This is a genomic window from Amycolatopsis albidoflavus (genome assembly GCF_039525725.1).
GTDB lineage: Bacteria > Actinomycetota > Actinomycetes > Mycobacteriales > Pseudonocardiaceae > Amycolatopsis > Amycolatopsis albidoflava.
Genome location: NZ_BAAAHV010000021.1, coordinates 482141 through 497710, shown reverse-complemented (window position 1 = coordinate 497710; position 15570 = coordinate 482141). Strand labels below are relative to the sequence as shown.

Annotated in this window: 14 protein-coding genes; 8 read left to right on the top strand and 6 right to left on the bottom strand. The window is 66.7% G+C overall.

What is annotated here, in order from left to right; translation table 11 throughout:
* Nucleotides 1–55 precede the first annotated feature (55 nt).
* Nucleotides 56–2359, bottom strand: a complete 2304-nt coding sequence (locus ABD156_RS32965; protein WP_344282863.1) for an oxidoreductase — start codon at nt 2357–2359, stop codon at nt 56–58.
* 666 nt (nt 2360–3025) lie between these two features.
* Here ABD156_RS32965 and ABD156_RS32960 point away from each other — a divergent pair.
* The 4 genes from ABD156_RS32960 to ABD156_RS32945 are packed head-to-tail and all read left to right on the top strand — an operon-like array spanning nt 3026 to nt 6152.
* On the top strand, nt 3026–3532 hold the full coding sequence (locus ABD156_RS32960) for a hypothetical protein (protein ID WP_344282860.1): 507 nt from the start codon (nt 3026–3028) through the stop codon (nt 3530–3532).
* Nucleotides 3533–4150 (top strand): DUF3558 domain-containing protein, encoded by a 618-nt coding sequence (locus ABD156_RS32955; protein WP_344282857.1) that lies wholly within the window; start codon nt 3533–3535, stop codon nt 4148–4150.
* A gap of 1 nt (nt 4151) precedes the next feature.
* Nucleotides 4152–5381 carry a hypothetical protein gene (locus ABD156_RS32950; protein WP_344282855.1) on the top strand — a complete coding sequence of 410 codons (1230 nt, stop codon included), beginning with the start codon at nt 4152–4154 and terminating at the stop codon, nt 5379–5381.
* 27 nt (nt 5382–5408) lie between these two features.
* Nucleotides 5409–6152: an ESX secretion-associated protein EspG gene (locus ABD156_RS32945; RefSeq protein WP_344282852.1), complete on the top strand. Its 744-nt coding sequence runs from the start codon at nt 5409–5411 to the stop codon at nt 6150–6152.
* Nucleotides 6153–6186: 34 nt separating this feature from the next.
* Here ABD156_RS32945 and ABD156_RS32940 read toward each other — a convergent pair whose 3' ends face one another.
* From ABD156_RS32940 to ABD156_RS32930, 3 genes are read right to left on the bottom strand one after another with little or no spacing between them, the layout of a single operon-like run.
* A complete protein-coding gene (locus tag ABD156_RS32940) occupies nt 6187–6960 on the bottom strand; it encodes an amino acid ABC transporter ATP-binding protein (RefSeq protein WP_344282849.1) in 774 nt (257 codons plus the stop codon).
* Complete coding sequence (locus tag ABD156_RS32935) at nt 6957–7916, bottom strand: amino acid ABC transporter permease (protein ID WP_344282847.1); 960 nt, start codon at nt 7914–7916, stop codon at nt 6957–6959. The genes ABD156_RS32940 and ABD156_RS32935 overlap by 4 nt, the downstream gene beginning before the upstream one ends.
* Before the next feature lie 23 nt (nt 7917–7939).
* Entirely contained in the window at nt 7940–8854 is a 915-nt protein-coding gene (locus ABD156_RS32930; RefSeq protein ID WP_344282845.1) for an ABC transporter substrate-binding protein, read from the bottom strand.
* 167 nt (nt 8855–9021) lie between these two features.
* Here ABD156_RS32930 and ABD156_RS32925 point away from each other — a divergent pair, with 167 nt between their 5' ends.
* The 3 genes from ABD156_RS32925 to ABD156_RS32915 are packed head-to-tail and all read left to right on the top strand — an operon-like array spanning nt 9022 to nt 12485.
* On the top strand, nt 9022–10683 hold the full coding sequence (locus ABD156_RS32925; RefSeq protein WP_344282843.1) for a circularly permuted type 2 ATP-grasp protein: 1662 nt from the start codon (nt 9022–9024) through the stop codon (nt 10681–10683).
* A gap of 15 nt (nt 10684–10698) precedes the next feature.
* Nucleotides 10699–11646 (top strand): alpha-E domain-containing protein, encoded by a 948-nt coding sequence (locus tag ABD156_RS32920; protein ID WP_344282913.1) that lies wholly within the window; start codon nt 10699–10701, stop codon nt 11644–11646.
* Nucleotides 11643–12485, top strand: coding sequence for a transglutaminase family protein (locus ABD156_RS32915; protein WP_344282840.1), 843 nt, complete (start codon nt 11643–11645; stop codon nt 12483–12485). The genes ABD156_RS32920 and ABD156_RS32915 overlap by 4 nt, the downstream gene beginning before the upstream one ends.
* Here the strand turns inward: ABD156_RS32915 and ABD156_RS32910 are convergent, their stop codons facing one another.
* Together ABD156_RS32910 and ABD156_RS32905 are read right to left on the bottom strand one after the other, a co-directional pair.
* Entirely contained in the window at nt 12486–13466 is a 981-nt protein-coding gene (locus tag ABD156_RS32910; RefSeq protein ID WP_344282837.1) for a FecCD family ABC transporter permease, read from the bottom strand.
* Complete coding sequence (locus ABD156_RS32905; RefSeq protein WP_344282835.1) at nt 13463–14479, bottom strand: FecCD family ABC transporter permease; 1017 nt, start codon at nt 14477–14479, stop codon at nt 13463–13465. Before ABD156_RS32905 ends, ABD156_RS32910 begins: the two co-directional genes overlap by 4 nt.
* A gap of 62 nt (nt 14480–14541) precedes the next feature.
* Here ABD156_RS32905 and ABD156_RS32900 point away from each other — a divergent pair, with 62 nt between their 5' ends.
* Entirely contained in the window at nt 14542–15555 is a 1014-nt protein-coding gene (locus ABD156_RS32900; RefSeq protein WP_344282832.1) for an ABC transporter substrate-binding protein, read from the top strand.
* Nucleotides 15556–15570 lie beyond the last annotated feature (15 nt).

Below are 15570 nucleotides of genomic sequence, written 5' to 3'. Positions count from 1 at the left end.
CCAGACGCCGACTTGAAGGCGATCCCGCCGCGACGGCGGAGCCGGCGCCAAAGACTCAAGACTCTCGGCGCAGCATTCGGCTGACGCCTGCTGCGACGGTGGTCGCGAGGATCCAGCCGGACGCGGTGAACCCGGCCGCCACCCAGTTGTCCGCGCCGTGCATGTACCAGCGCGACTTGTTGCCGAAGTCGACGATCGGCACCAGCAGGTCGGCGGTGTAGATGACCGGATTCCACTGCAGCCCGGAGTCTTGCTGGTTGACGAGGCAGCGCGGTCCGCTGGTCATGTAGCGGCCGGTGTGGTCGTTGACGCAGTCGTCTTTGCCGAGGCCGAACCAGAGGCTGCCGAGCACCAGGAGCGTGAGCAGCCAGCCGAGCGCGCGTACCGGACGGAAGCCGTAGCCGACCATCGACCGTTGCAGCCAGCTCCATAGCCGGACGCCGGGGCCGAAGAACTTGAAGCCCTTGGCGAGTGCTTCGTAGCGGAACTGCTGCTTCCGCAGGGCGACCGTCGAGGCGTGCTCTTCGTTTCCGGCGGCGCGCAGGGTCGCGGCCAGCTGGTCGTACGGTCCTGGGCGGTAGCCGCGCATGGCGTTGCGGAGCAGGTCGATCCGGTGGTCCAGCGCGTTGTCGTCGTCGAGCGCGATGCCGTGTTTCAGTGCGTCGTAACGGAAGTCTTCGAGTTCGAGGCCGTCGGTGGCTTTCCAGATCTCCTCGTTGTCGGCCAGAGCGCCGCAATGCGCCCGGCGCAGGCGTACCGACCCGGTCGGCGGCTCGGCGGGAGACAGGATGAACTCGTCCGCCGTGACGTCGCTTGCGTCGAGCGCGATGTCATGCGGGGCAAGCGATCCCAGCTTCGCGCCGTTCATGTCGAGCCGCCGGGCGATCTGCGCCCCGTCGAGGTTCACACCGCCCTCGGCCAGGAACGGACGATCCTTGTCCTCGGTCAGGACGACGTCTCGCCCGATCCGCGCGGTGCGGATGTCGAGGGAGAAACTGCTCGATTTCCGTTGCCCTGGCTCGGTGAGCAACGTGCCGAACATGTTCACGCTGCCGCCGATTTCCGCCCCTTGCAGCCTCAGGGTGCCCTGCAAGGTAGCGTCGGTCAGCTGGAAATTCCCGGAGATTTTGGCTCTCCGGGCGGAAAACACGTCTCGCCCTGGGTGGAGGAACATCGAATTCCAGGCGAGGAAGTTGCCGCCGACCGTGACGTCCGCGAGCCTGAGCTGCCCGATCGGGACCCGGAGGTTGGTGGCCTCGATGTCGCCGCCGATCGTGGACCCGTCGAGGTGCAGCGCCCGGTCGTAATACGGCGTCGCACGGCCGCGCACCATGGTGATCTCCGCGCCCGCGAGCCTGAGCGACCCGCCGATCCGCGCGTTGACCATGCGCAGCGTGCCGAATGCCCGGAGCCCGTCGGACAGTTCGAGATTGCCGTCCACCTTCAGCCGATCCGCGACCAACGCCGGTCGCGGATCGAGGTACGGGTCTCCGGATTTCCAGGCGTCCACGACGATCGGCCCGCGCTGGTCGACCTGAAGCCGCGCCTCGCGCAGGACTATGTCACTGTCCACAGTGGCGCTTGGGAGATAGAGAACACCCTTGGCGGAGAACCTTTTCCGCTCGCTGGCCGGCCCGTAGTTGTCGACCTCGCACAGCAGGCTTCCGCCGATGTGCAACCCGTTCCCGTTGAACGCGAAGCCATCCGGGTTGTCGAACGTCGCCCCCGAGAAGTTGACGTTACCGCCGGTCCGCATGCCCGGCAGCCGCACCTCGCCCTTGGCGACCATCCGATACGCGAGAAGAGCGCCGGTGATCACCAGTCGGTCGCCCTGGATCGCCTTGCCGTGCGGATGGCTGATCGTGGTCCTGGTGAGCACGACGGACCCGTCGATCACCGCGTCGGTGAGGTTGACCGCCGCGTTGGGCATCCCGCGCTCACGATCGTCCCCGCGCTGCACGGTCGTGGTCTCGAGCTCGAATTGGTCCGCCGCGATTTCCACGACACTGCGAACCAACCGCACGTCATTCCTGCTGCGCAAATTGCGAGCCCGCAGGCCGGGAAGCCAGCATTTGCGGAAAACGAGCCCGAGAAGAGTCGCCTCGCGCACGTCCGGCGGATGCTCGAAGCGGCACCGTTCGAATTGAAAAAGGAAATTGAGGTCGGCGGCGCGCAGGTCGAGAGTCCCGGTGATGTAGGCGTCCTCGACCTGCACGATCGGCGCGTTGGTGGCCTGCCGGCGCCAGCGAAGGATGCCGCTGGTGCCAGGTTTGAGCAGGTCCGCGGCCTTCACCTCGTACCGTTTGTCGGGAACCCCGGCAAACGGATCAAGCGGCGGCAAGGTCGTATCGGTCGGCACGAGCCCCTTCTCCCCACGATCGTCGGCCCTCAGGGAATCGGATCAACGACGGATGAGCAAGGGGCTGGGCGGAGTAGTGCGTGTTCGGCCTCGGGGTTGGTCACTTTGCGCGCGCGGACGACTACGTGATCGATTCACGACCCCCGGACGATCTTGCCCGAACGTCCTTCGCGGGCGGTTCGTGCCTGCTAAGGTCACTTCCCGGAGCTGAACAAGAACAGAGGGTAGGCCGCACCCAGGAAGTCGCGGCGGCTGGCTCCTGCTCGCGGACTGCAACAGCCCCAGGACGCCCCACTTCCGGGACATCGCCACCTCCGGACCTAGCAGGCAGTGCCGATACCCCGCCGAAGATCGCCGTCAAAAGCGGATCCGTTAACAGAGGCCCGGCAGCGGTGCGCTGCCATTGAGGACACCCGGCGATCGTGTACGACGTAGGCCCGGCATATGCCGTCAACGCGCAACTGTCCCGCTACGGCCACCTACAGCCGAAGAGCGACCGGCCGCCCAGGTCACACGCTTGCGAGCAAGTAACTACCCACCTCGGTCGATCTTGCTCGAACGTCCTTCCTGTGCGGTTCGTGCCTGCTAGAGTCACTTCCCGAAGCTGACCAGGAACAGAGGGTAGGCCGCACCCAGGAAACCGCGGCCCGTGCGGGGAGGCACGACATGCCAGACGGAACGAACAGCGGGCTGCAGGGCGTCCAGAACCAGATCATCTCGACGGCCCCGACCGCGCCTCCGCCCGGATCCGGGTTGATCCAGGGGGCCAACGCGGCCGCGCCGCCGCCTCCACCGCCGGACTACGCGGCATTGGGCAAGAAGCAGGCCTCGGCCGACTTCGCCGCCGCGTCGGGGAACAACGGCTGGGAGTTCGACCCGGCCGCGATCGACGAGGTCATCAAGAACCTGGAAGACAGTCTTGACGGCGACCACCAGGAGAGCGTCTCGAAGGCCACGGCGTTGATGCAGATCGTCCCGCCCGGTTCAGAGGTCGGCAGCCAGGGCTACGCCGACGTGGCAAACAAATCAGGATCTTCTTATTACGATTTCGCCCAGGGTGCCCAGACATATATTTCGTCCTACGTGGACACGTTGAAACAAATTCGCACCGCCTACCAGAATAATGATCAGAACGCCAAGGATCAGCTTCGATCCGCCGGGAAGGTTGATTAAATGCGACCCAGCAAGTCTCTAGCCGCGCTGATCGCTGCAGCCGCCGTTTTGTCGACATCAGCGTGCAACGGCTCGAACGCGGGGTCTGCCACGCCTGCTCCGAACGAACAATCCTCGGCCGCACCCTCGTCCAACGCCGGAGACGGCGGCGCGCCTAAAGTTTCGCAGCCGATCACCAATACCTCCGGGTTCGAAGCCGACCCTTGCTCGGCCATCCCGGCTGCCGCGGTCGAAAGCGCCGGCGGCAAAGTAGACCGGACCAAGGTGGAGAACTCGGCGACCGACAAGACTTGCGCATGGGTCTTCGCTACCGGCGGAAACGTCAGCGGTGCACTAGTCACCGGCAACACGCACGGGCTCGACGGTGTCTACATCCAGCACCGCAACGGAGCGATCACCTATTTCAAGCCGCAGCCTGCGGTCCAAGGCTACCCAGCCGTCGTGTACGACCGAGGTCAACCGGCACCCGGCAGGTGCAATCTCGCCGTCGGGATCCGCGACGATCTCACCTACACAGTCGTCACGCAGCTAAGGCAAGAAAGCCCTTCGTACTCCGACCCATGCACGCTGGCGACAAAGCTTGCCGCCGCGGCGGTCTCCCACATGAAGGGTCAGTGACGTGACCTACAGTGGGTTCGACATCTTCACCAAGGTTCACGACCCAGGCGATACGTCATCTCTCGACAGCGCCCGGGACACGTCAAGCCAGCTCAAGACGATCCACGAGAACATTGTCCGGAACCTGACCGAGAGCCAGGCGAAGCTCAACGCGTTCTGGAAGGGCAAGGCCGCGGAGACCGGTACCGCCGGGCTGACCCCGCTGATTCAAAGTTCGCAGATCGTCGCGGAAAACATGGACCGGGCGCACCGCTCCATGCAGGAGCAGTCCGACGCGTTCCGGTACGTCAAGCAGAATGCCCGGCAAGTCGGCAAAGACCGGCCGGACGATCAGAAGCTGAGCGACTACGTCTCGATCGGCGCCAGCGACGACGAGAAGGCCGCGGCGCAGTTCGATTCGGACACGAAATTCAACGTCGAACTGTACGAGCCCTATTACCAGAGCACGCAGCCTCGCAAGACCACGTTGGCTCCGGACTATCCGGCCGCGCATGATCCGAATGTGTCGGCGACTGGCATCACTCCGGATCCGCCAACGCCGGGCTCTACCGGTGGGCAGGTTGGCTCGGGGGCGGGACACCACTCGTCTGGCGGGTCGTCGCACAACTACGGCGGTGGGCCGTCGCATAGCTACAGCAGTGGGCCCAGCACCTACTCCGCTCCTCCCGGGGCGGCGGGCATGCCAGTGCCTCCGCCACCCGGGCACGGCGGGCCGGTGGCCCCGCCCGTGTCGCCGCCGAATGACAGCACTCGGGCGGCTTGGGCTGATCCCACGCCGCCTCCGCCGTCTCAGACTTGGCAGCCGCCGTCCGGCCTGCCTGGGGGTGGGAACACCGGCAACGGTGGCATGAACGGCGCGTTCGGGCCGGTCGGCGGGCTCGGTGGTTTCGGGCCCACGAGCGGTGGCGGCGGCGGGTTCGGCCCAGGCGGGTCGGGAGCCGGTTCCGGTGGTACGGGCGGCCCAGGTGCCGGACCCCGAGGTGTCGGCGGCGGCACTGGTGCGGGAGCGCTCGGCGAGAGCGCGGGTCGCCCCGCGATGGGTGGCGGTGCGGGCGCAGCCGGAGCGAAGGGTCAGCCGGGAATGGGTGGCATGGGTGGCGGCGGCAAGGGCGGCAAAGGGCCCGAGGACGAAGAGCACCAGCGCAAAATCCTGCTCGCCGAAGAGGACCCGGACTCGATTTTCGGGGGTTATGACGGCAATCGGCCTACGCCGCCGGTTATCGGGGCTTAGCGGAATGGTCAGGGGGAGGGAAAGTCGGTGCTGCGCAAGCCCGTTGAGCTGAGCCTGCAGACCTTCGAGGTGCTGCTGGAGCGGCTGAATCTCGGCGACATCCACCCAACGCTGGTTCGCGGCGCGCTCTGGTACTCGCCGGACGAGCGCCGGCAGCTGGCTGCTGAGACCGATCGCGAGCTGCACAATTCCGGTTTGATGCAACGTGGACGGCTTAGCGACGAGTTCGTCGAGACGATGCATTTGCTGCAGCGGCCGGGCATTGAGTACTACTCGTGGGTCAAGTCGGAGCGCGGCGAACGGACCGTGCGCGCGGCGGCGAGTGGCCGGGACGCGGCGACTGTTGTTGCGGTGAACCAGAAGCTGTACATCGCGCCGTGTTCGGCGGATACGTTGGTTCGTGAGTTCATCGCGTTGCTGCCGGAGGCTCCGGCCGCGCGGGTGCTTTCGCTTAACTGTTCTGACGAGGATTTGAATCTGGTCAAGAGCGGTGGCCAACCGTCTGGGCGGACTAGTCCGAGTATTCGGGACGCAAAGCAGGTACTGCAGTGGCTTGACAAGCCGCATACGTACTTCGGGCGGCTGTACGTCGCGATCCGGGACAGTCGCGGGAAGCGGCGGCGTAATGAGAATCCGCCGGGGTGGGCGGATATGGAGGAGGGGCGGATCCTGTTCGGGGTGGACAAATCCGGATGGATCAGCTTGGCCGGGGCTGGGCCGCAGGAGATGGCGAAGAAGGTGCAGCAGGTCGAGAACGAGCTGCGAAAGTGAAAGGCCGCCCGGAGAATCTCCGGGCGGCCCCACATCAAGCGTTCGGGTTCAGAACCCGAGACAAAAACGACTTAGTCCGTTCATGCTTCGGATCGCCGATGACCTCATCCGGAGCTCCGGACTCGACGACAACCCCGCCGTCCATGAAGAAGACCTTGTCGGCTACCTCGCGGGCGAACTGCATTTCGTGCGTCACCACGACCATTGTCATGCCGTCCTTGGCCAGTTGGCGCATCACGCCAAGGACGTCGCCCACCAGTTCCGGGTCCAAAGCGGACGTCGGCTCGTCGAAGAGCATCAGCTTCGGTTGCATGGCCAGCGCTCGCGCGATGGCGACGCGCTGTTGCTGGCCACCGGAAAGCTGACCGGGGTAGGAACGGGCCTTGTCCGCCAGGCCGACGCGGTCCAGCAGTTCCAGCGCCCGTTCCCGGACCTGGGCCCGAGGCTCGCGGCGGACCTGCACCGGGGCCTCCATGACGTTTTCCAGTGCCGTCATGTGCGGAAACAGGTTGAACCGCTGGAAGACCATGCCGATGTTCTTGCGCTGTGCCGCGATTTCCTTGTCTCGCAGCTCGTGCAAGCGACCGCCGCGTTCGCGGTAGCCGACCAGTACGCCGTCGACATACAGCCGGCCCGCGTCGATTTTCTCCAGGTGGTTGATGCAGCGCAGCAGAGTGGACTTGCCGGAACCGGACGGGCCGATCAGGCAGAGCACCTCTCGGTCGTGCACTTCCAGGTCGATGCCCTTCAGCACGTCGAGCGAGCCGAAGCTCTTGCACACCTTTTGCGCGGAAACTACGGGAGTCACTGCGGAGCACCCCCGCTTCCACTGCCGCCACTGCCGAAGCGGAAGCCCAGCATTCGCGCTCCCCACTTGTTCTTCTGCGCGGTCGCCCGTGAAGTGCCACGGGCGAAGTACCGCTCGATGTAATACTGCACGACCGTCAGCACCGACGTCATGAACAGATACCACGTCGCCGCGACGATCAGCAGCGGGACTGTCTTGTAGTTCTGCGAATAAATCGTCTGTGCCGACACGAACAGCTCGAAGTACCCGATCACCACCACCAGCGACGTGGTCTTCAACATCGAGATGGTCTCGTTGCCGGTGGGCGGGATGATCACCCGCATCGCCTGCGGCAGGATGATCCGGCGCAAGGTCTTGCCCCGGCTCATGCCCAGCGCGGACGACGCTTCCAGCTGACCGCTGTCGACGGACTGGAGGCCGCCGCGGACGATTTCCGCCATGTACGCCGCCTCGTTCAGGCCGAGGCCCAGCAACGAGGCGACGAACTGGTTGATCAGCGTGTTCGTGTCCCAGCTGACGAAGGTCGGCCCGAACGGGATGCCGAGTCCGATCTTCGGGTACGCCAGCGCCAGGAAGTTCCAGATCACCAGCTGAGCGATCAACGGCGTGCCGCGGAACAGCCAGATGTAGATCGACGCCGCGCCCGACATCAGCAGGTTCGGCGACAGTCGCATCACCGCGAGCAGTACGCCGCCGACAATGCCGATGAGCATCGAGAGCACCGTGAGCAGCAACGTGTTCCGCAGGCCGTTGAGAATCCGGTTGTCGAAGAGGTACTGACCGACGACCGACCACTGCAACGCGGAATTCGTGACGACGCTGCGGATCACGATGAACGCGACGAACACGATGATCACGCCGGCGATCCAGCGTCCGTAATGCCGGACCGGGACCGCCTTGATCGGGGTGGTGTCGACCTCCTGCCAGGAATCGGCGGGGCCGGGGGGAGTGGACACGAGTAACTAAGTCCTCAGTTTCGTCAGGAAGCGGACGGGTTGATCTCCGACTTGGTGATGGCACCGGAACCCGACAAGCCCCACTTGTCCAGGATCTTCTTGTAGATTCCGGTGTCGATCAGCTTCTGCACGGCGCCCTGCACGGCCTTGCCGAATTCGGTGCTGCCCTTCGGCAGCACGATCCCGTACGGCGCGGTGTCGTACGGCGCGCCCGCGGACTCCAGCTGGCCCCCGGTCTGCTTCACCGCGTAGTCGATCACCGGCGAGTCGGCCAGTTCGGCCTGCACGCGCTTCGCGGTCAGCGCCAGGTTCACGTCGGTCTGCGCCTGGAACTGGGTGATGTTGATGGCCTGCTTGCCCGCCTTGGTGCACGCGGTGTTGCGCTTGCCGAGGTCGTCGACCTGCGTGGTGCCCTTCTGCACGGCCACATTCTTACCGCACAGGTCGTCCACCGCGATTTTGTCCGGATTTCCCTTGAGCACCGCGAGCGAGGTGCCCGCGCTGTAGTACGAGATCATGTCGACGGTCTGCATCCGCTCGGCGTTGATCGTGAACGACGAGATGCCCATTTCGTACTTCTTCGCCGAAATACCGGGAATGATGCCGTCGAACGCCGAGTTCTGGAACTCCGTCTGCACGCCGAGCACCTGGCCGACCGCGGTGGCGATGTCGACGTCGAAGCCGGTCGCCTTGCCGTTCTCGACGAATTCGTTCGGCGGGTAGGTCTGGTCCTGCCCGATCACGATCTTGCCGTCGGCTTTGACGTCGGCGGGCACGAGCCCGGCCAGCGCCGCGTCCTTCTGCGCGGTCGGCGCGCTCTCGGTGCCGCCGGGAGCCTGGCTGGCTCCCGAATCACCGCCGGAACCGTTTCCGCCCGCACCGCACGCCATCGTCATGCCGACGAGCGCGAAGGCTGGGAGAAGGGCGAGTGCCTTCATTTGCTGTCCTCGGGCCACTTCGTCACTCCTCGTAGTTCTCAAGGGCTGAGAGCTGGCATATTGCCACTCGTAAGCGGGTATGCACAGCACTGATGCGTCACGGGGAAGTTTCGCACAGGACTTGCCGGGAAGACGGGTGTCGCGGCCGCTCGACGCGGTAAGTCAGGATGTCCTCCATGAACGCCAACCCCGGTCCCCGGCTGCCTCCGGCCGGACGACGTGCGCGAACGGTGAAAGGCCGCCGCGCGGCCAGGCCCGGCGCGCAGTTCGACGGATACCTCGCCCCGGAGCGGCCGCACGCCGGCGCCTACGACGAGATGTTCGCGCCCGACGGCATGGTCCGCGGCCCTTACCGAGCGCTCTACGGCTCGATCGCCGCGCTCGACGCCGGCGACCTCACCAACCGCTCGCAGGCACTCGACCGGGCGATGGTGGACCAGGGGATCACGTTCTCGCTGTCGGGCCAGGAGCGGCCGTTTCCGCTCGACCTCGTGCCCCGCGTCATCCAGGCGACCGAATGGTCCCGGCTCGAACGCGGCGTGACACAGCGTGTCCGGGCGCTGGAGGCGTTCCTCGCCGACGTCTACGGCGACCGGCAGATCCTCCGCGACGGCGTGCTGCCGCGCAGGCTGATCACCTCGTGCGAGCACTTCCACCGCGAGGCCTACGGGATCAAACCGCCCAACGGGGTGCGGATCCACGTCTCCGGCGTCGACCTCGTCCGCGACGAAGAGGGCACATTTCGCGTCCTGGAGGACAATCTCCGCAACCCGTCCGGCGTGTCGTACGTGATGGAGAACCGGCGCACGATGGCGCGTGTGTTCCCAGACCTGTTCGCGCGACACCGGGTCCGGCCGGTCGGTGACTACGCGTCACATCTGCTTCGCGCGCTGCGAGCGGCGGCCGCGCCGAACGTCGCCGATCCGATGGTCGTCGTGCTTACCCCGGGCGTGTACAACTCGGCCTACTTCGAGCATTCGCTGCTGGCCCGGCTGATGGGCGTGGAGCTGGTCGAGGGTCGCGACATGTTCTGCCGCGACAACGTGGTCTACCTGCGCACCACCGAGGGCGAGCGCCAGGTCGACGTGATCTACCGGCGGATCGACGACGAGTTCCTCGACCCGGTGCACCACCGGCCGGACTCGGTGCTCGGCGTCGCCGGCATCCTCAACGCCGCCCGCGCGGGCAACGTGGTGGTGGCGAACGCGGTCGGCAACGGCGTCGGCGACGACAAGCTCGTCTACACCTACGTGCCGGAAATGGTGCGCTACTACCTGAACGAGAAACCGATTCTGCCCAATGTGGACACTTTCCGCTGCTGGCTGCCCGACGAGTTCGACTACGTCATGCAGCACGCCGGCGAATTGGTGATCAAACCGGTCGAGGGCTCCGGCGGGTACGGCATCGTTTTCGGGCCGGACGCGTCCAAAAAGGAGCTCGACGCGTTGCGCCGCAAGGTGCGCGCGAACCGGCGCGGCTGGATCGCGCAGCCGGTGGTGCAGCTTTCCACCGTTCCGTCCAAGGTGGACGATCGGCTCGCGCCGCGGCATGTGGACCTGCGGCCGTTCGCGGTCAACGACGGCAAGGAAATCTTCGTGCTGCCCGGCGGCCTCACCCGGGTCGCGCTGCCCGAGGGCAGCCTGGTGGTGAACTCGTCGCAGGGCGGCGGGTCGAAGGACACTTGGGTGCTCGCTTCGCGGTCTTCGACGTCGGAGCAGGAACTGGACCGTCCCGCGCTCGGCGACGTGTCCGTTGTGGACGGTGTCGCCGCGGAACAGGGACCGGAGCTTTCCACGTCGCAGCAGCAACAACAGCAACAGCAGAGCTGAGGGAGGGAAATCATGATGCTGGCCCGCAACGCGGAGTCGCTGTACTGGATCGGCCGTTACGTCGAACGCGCCGACGACACCTCCCGCATCCTGAACGTCTCGGTGCATCAGCTGCTGGAAGACGCGAGCGTCGACCCGGACCACGTCAGCCGCCAACTGCTCGCTGTGCTCGGCATTCCGTTCGACGCGGGCGACGCGCTCGACGTCTGGAAGCTGACCGAATTGGTCGCCTATGCGAAGGACAATCCGTCGTCCATCGTCGGCTCGATCAACTCCGCGCGCGAGAACACTCGCGGCGCGCGCGAGGTGGTGTCGACCGAGCTGTGGGAATGCCTGAACGCGACGTGGAACGCGGTGCCGGACCGGCAGCGTTACGCCCGCCGTGCCGGGCCGCACGCGTTTCTGTCCTTTGTGGAGGAACGGGCGGCGATGTTCGCCGGGCTCGCCGATTCCACGATGAGCCGCGACGACGGCTGGCTGTTCCTGGTGCTCGGGCGATCGGTCGAACGCGCGGACATGGTGGTGCGGCTGCTGCTTTCGCGAGTTTCGGACCGGGCGTCGTCGCCGGGATGGATGACCGTGCTTCGCTCGGCGGGCGCGCAGGACACGTACCTGCGCACCAACCGTGGCGCGCTGGACGCCGCACGCGTGGTGCAGTTCCTGCTCAGGGACACGTTGTTCCCGCGTTCGGTCTTCCACGCCTTGCGCCAGGCGGAGGATTGCCTACGGCAGCTGGATCCGGGAATCAACGCACGGGGCAACGAAAAAACCGAGGCCGTCCGGCTGCTCGGCCGCGCCCGCAGCGAGCTGGAATTCCTTCACCCGGCGGCGCTGCTGGACGACCTGCCGCGACGGCTGCGCGGGCTGCAGGAAGCGATCAAGGAAATCGGGGAAGCGGTGTCCATGCAGTACTTCCACACGTCGCCGTGGGTGGCGTGGAGCGGTGCGGAGGTATCCCTGTGACCTGGCAATTGCGGGTGACGCACCGGACCGGCTACCGGTACGCGACGCCGGCCACCCAGTCGTACAACGAAGCCCGGCTCACGCCGCGTTCGGACCGGCGGCAGACCACTTTGGCCACTCGCATCGAAACCTCCCCGGCCACGCGCGCCTATCGCTACACCGATTATTGGGGAACCGACGTCACCTCGTTCGACCTGCACGCGCCGCACACCGAGTTCACCGTGCTCGCGACGTCCGTGGTGGAGACGGCGGACGAAGCGGAACCGGTGCACTCGGCGACGTGGAAAGACCTGCAGAGCGAGACCGTCCGCGATCAGCGCACGGAATATCTGACGCCGACGCCCTATACGCCGAATGATCAAGAACTGTCCAAACAGGCCCGTGCGCTGCGCAAGGGATTGGACCCGGCGGACGCGGTGCTCGCGATCTGCGGCTGGGTGAACGAGCAGTTGAAATACCAGCCCGGAACCACCGGCGTACACAGCACGGCGACCGATTCGTGGCGAGCGCGCGAGGGTGTGTGCCAGGACTTCGCGCACGTCACGCTGGTGATGCTGCGGGCGATCGGCATTCCGGCGCGGTATTGCTCGGGGTACCTGCACACCAAGCCGGAGGCCAAACTCGGCGAAAAGGTGGAGGGCGAAAGCCACGCGTGGGTCGACGTGTGGACCGGGGGCTGGTGGGCGCACGATCCGACGAACGCGATCCCGGTCGGGCCGCGGCACGTGTGGGTCGCGACTGGGCGGGATTACGCGGATGTGGCTCCGTTGAAGGGGATCTTCACCGGGGCTAGTCAGTCCACTTTGGACGTTTCGGTGGAACTGACCCGGATGGCTTAGTCACGCGGTCTGACGGCGTCGGGAAACCGCCAGCAGCCACAACAGGTACCCGCCGCCCAGCGCTGCCGCGACCACGCCTACCGGCAGCAGCGAAGCGTCCAGAACCCGCTGTCCCACGAAGTCCGCCGCCAGTACCAGCACCGCGCCCATCGCCGCGGAAGCGACCAGGTTCGGGCCCGGGCGGCGGGTCAGGCGGCGAGCGAGTTGCGGCGCGGCCAGGGCGACGAACGGAATCGGCCCGGCCGCGGCGGTCGCGGCAGCGGCCAGCGCGACCGCCGCCAGCAGCACCACCGCACGCACGCGCGGCACCGCGACGCCGACCGCGACAGCCGCGTCATCGCCCATTTCCAGCATTCGCAACGCGGGCTGGTGCACGAAGATGAACGGCGACAGCACCAGGACAGCCAGGCACAACGGGATGAAGTAGTTCCAGTCGCGGCCCGCGAGATCGCCGGTCAGCCAGCCGACCGCCTGTGCCGCGGCTTCGAGTTTCGCTTGCACCAGCAGATAGCCGTTGACCCCGGCGAGCACCGCGCTCACCGCGATGCCCAGCAGCACCAGCCGTGAGCTGAGCAAACCGTGCGGGGCGCACAGCGCGGTGACCAGCAACGCAGTGAGCAGGCCGCCCGCGACCGCGCCGACCGACACCAGTCCAGGGCCCGCGCCGAACAGCAGGATCATCATGATCCCGCCGGTCGCCGAGCCGGTGGTGAAGCCGATGATGTCGGGACTGCCGAGCGGATTCCGCGTCACCGTCTGGAAAACCGAACCCGCCAGCGCGAGCGCGATGCCGACGAAAATCGCCACCAACGCGCGCGGCAGGCGGCCGGTGACCACCAGATACTGCGCCTTCGTGCCGGATCCGGCGAGCGTCCGCAGGACTTCCATCGGCGTCATCTCGTAATCGCCGGTGCCGACGGCGAGCACCAGAAGCACCGCAGCCACCAGGGTCAGCAGCCCGACGACCATCCACGTCCTCATCGCCGCACCGCCTTCAGCCGCCGCGCCACGATCACGAAGGCGATGCCGCCGATCACGTCTGTCATCACGCCCACCTGGATTTCGCCGTTGCCGCCGAGCAGTCGGCCGAGCACGTCGCAGCCGAGCAGCAACACCGGCCCGAGCAGCGCGGACAACGGCAGCACCCACCGTTCGTCCTGGCCGACCAGCGCGCGGACGACGTGCGGGATCATCAGCCCGACAAAGGCAATCGGGCCACACGCGGCGGTCGCGGTCGCGGAGAGCAGGCCGACGGCGATCATGCCTGCCGCGCGGGTCAGCGCCGGGTTCGCGCCGAGGCCGCGTGCGCTGTCGTCGCCGAGCGCGATCGCGTTGAGCGGCCGAGCGAGTACACCCGCGATCACCAAGGCTGCCAGGAAAAACGGCAGCAGCCCGGCGAGGCTGTCGAGGTTCCGGTTCACCAGCGATCCCACGAGCCAGTACCGCATCTGGTCGAGGCTGTGCGTGTTGATCATCTGCATGCCCTGGTTGATCCCGACGAACACGGCCTGCACCGCGACGCCCGCGAGCACCAGCCGCAGCGGGCTCACCGAGCCGCCGATGACCGTGACCAGGACCGTTCCCGCCAGCGCGCCGAAGAAGGCGAACCACACCAGTTGCTCCGGCGAAGTCACCGAGAACACCGCGCCGCCCAGGACGATCGCGACCGCCGCGCCATGGTTGATGCCGAGCAGACCGGGGTCGGCGACCGGGTTCCGGGTGATCGCCTGCAGCAACGCGCCGGCCAGCCCCAGCCCGACGCCGACGGCCAGCCCGAGCAGCGTCCGCGGCAGCCGGTCGTCGCGGATCACGACGTCCTCGAACGTGCCGCTGTAGGAGAACAGCGCGTGCCAGACGCTGCCGAGCGGCAACCGGTTGGAGCCGAGGGCGATGGACAGCACCACCACCGCGACGAGTGCGACGAGCGCCGCGACCAGGACTGTCGCGCGGACGCCCCAGCGCCGGGATGTGACGCGCTCCCCAAGCAGGACCATGGCGTTCACCCTAAGGCAAGGCTAACCTCAGGCGGTACCTCACCCGATCCTCCGGAGTTCCGATGACCTTCTCACCGGCGCGGCTGTCCCGCCGCGGCTTTCTCGCAGGCACCGCCGCCGCGGGCACCCTCGGCCTGCTGAGCGCCTGCGGGTACAAAGACGACCAGCCGGCGGCGGGCGACGGCGCGACCTGGTCCTTCACCGACGACCGCGGCCGCAAGCTCGACGGCAAACGGCCGGAACGGATCGTCGCACAGGTGACCGCCGCGGCCGCGTTGTGGGACTTCGGCGTGAAATCGGTGGGCATTTTCGGCCCGTCGAAGCTCCCGGACGGCAAGACCGATCCGCAGGCGGGCGGCGTCGACCTGAAGTCGGTGACCTCGCTCGGCAACGTGTGGAACGAGTTCAACTTCGACAAGTTCATCTCGCTGAACCCGCAACTGCTGGTCAGCGTGATCTACCTGAAGCAGCAGATGTGGTACGTGCCGGACACGATGGCGGACAAGGTCGACAAGGCCGCGCCGAGCGTCGGCATTGGACTCCAGGACATCGCGATGCCGCAGGGGATCGCGAAGTTCGAGGCGCTGGCGAAGGCGCTCGGCGCGGACGTCGCGACGCCGGAAATCCAGCAGGCGAAGGAGAAGTACGAGGCCGCGGACGCCAAGCTCGCCGAGGCGGTCAAGAAGACGGCCGGGCTCAAGGTGCTGCTGCTGTCGGCGCAGAAGGACACGACATACGTGGCCAACCCGGCGAAGTTCGCGACCTCGAAGCACTACCAGGACAAGGGGATGCAGTTCGTCCTGCCGGAGAAGCCCGACGAAAGCCAGGGCGGCTACTACGAGCAGGTGAGCTGGGAGAACGTCGGCAAGTACTCCGCCGACGTGATCATGTACGACTCGCGCGGCGGGTCGCTTTCGCTCGGCCCGGACGGGCTCGGCGGCGTCCCGACCTGGCAGCAGCTGCCCGCGGTGAAGGCGGGCAAGCTGATCCCGTGGAACAACGAGACGCCGTTCTCGTACCAGCGGTTCGCGCCGGAGCAGACCCGGATCGCCGACGCGTTGGGCAAGCTTGCCTAAAGCACCCCAATGTGG

Bases quoted from the DNA above. Each gene is read 5' to 3' on its own strand.
- ABD156_RS32960 (WP_344282860.1), top strand. From the start codon at position 3,026: ATGCCAGACGGAACGAACAGCGGGCTGCAGGGCGTCCAGAACCAGATC.
- ABD156_RS32955 (WP_344282857.1), top strand. From the start codon at position 3,533: ATGCGACCCAGCAAGTCTCTAGCCGCGCTGATCGCTGCAGCCGCCGTT.
- ABD156_RS32930 (WP_344282845.1), bottom strand. From the start codon at position 8,854: ATGAAGGCACTCGCCCTTCTCCCAGCCTTCGCGCTCGTCGGCATGACG.
- ABD156_RS32925 (WP_344282843.1), top strand. From the start codon at position 9,022: ATGTCCTCCATGAACGCCAACCCCGGTCCCCGGCTGCCTCCGGCCGGA.
- ABD156_RS32920 (WP_344282913.1), top strand. From the start codon at position 10,699: ATGCTGGCCCGCAACGCGGAGTCGCTGTACTGGATCGGCCGTTACGTC.
- ABD156_RS32910 (WP_344282837.1), bottom strand. From the start codon at position 13,466: ATGAGGACGTGGATGGTCGTCGGGCTGCTGACCCTGGTGGCTGCGGTG.
- ABD156_RS32905 (WP_344282835.1), bottom strand. From the start codon at position 14,479: ATGGTCCTGCTTGGGGAGCGCGTCACATCCCGGCGCTGGGGCGTCCGC.
- ABD156_RS32900 (WP_344282832.1), top strand. From the start codon at position 14,542: ATGACCTTCTCACCGGCGCGGCTGTCCCGCCGCGGCTTTCTCGCAGGC.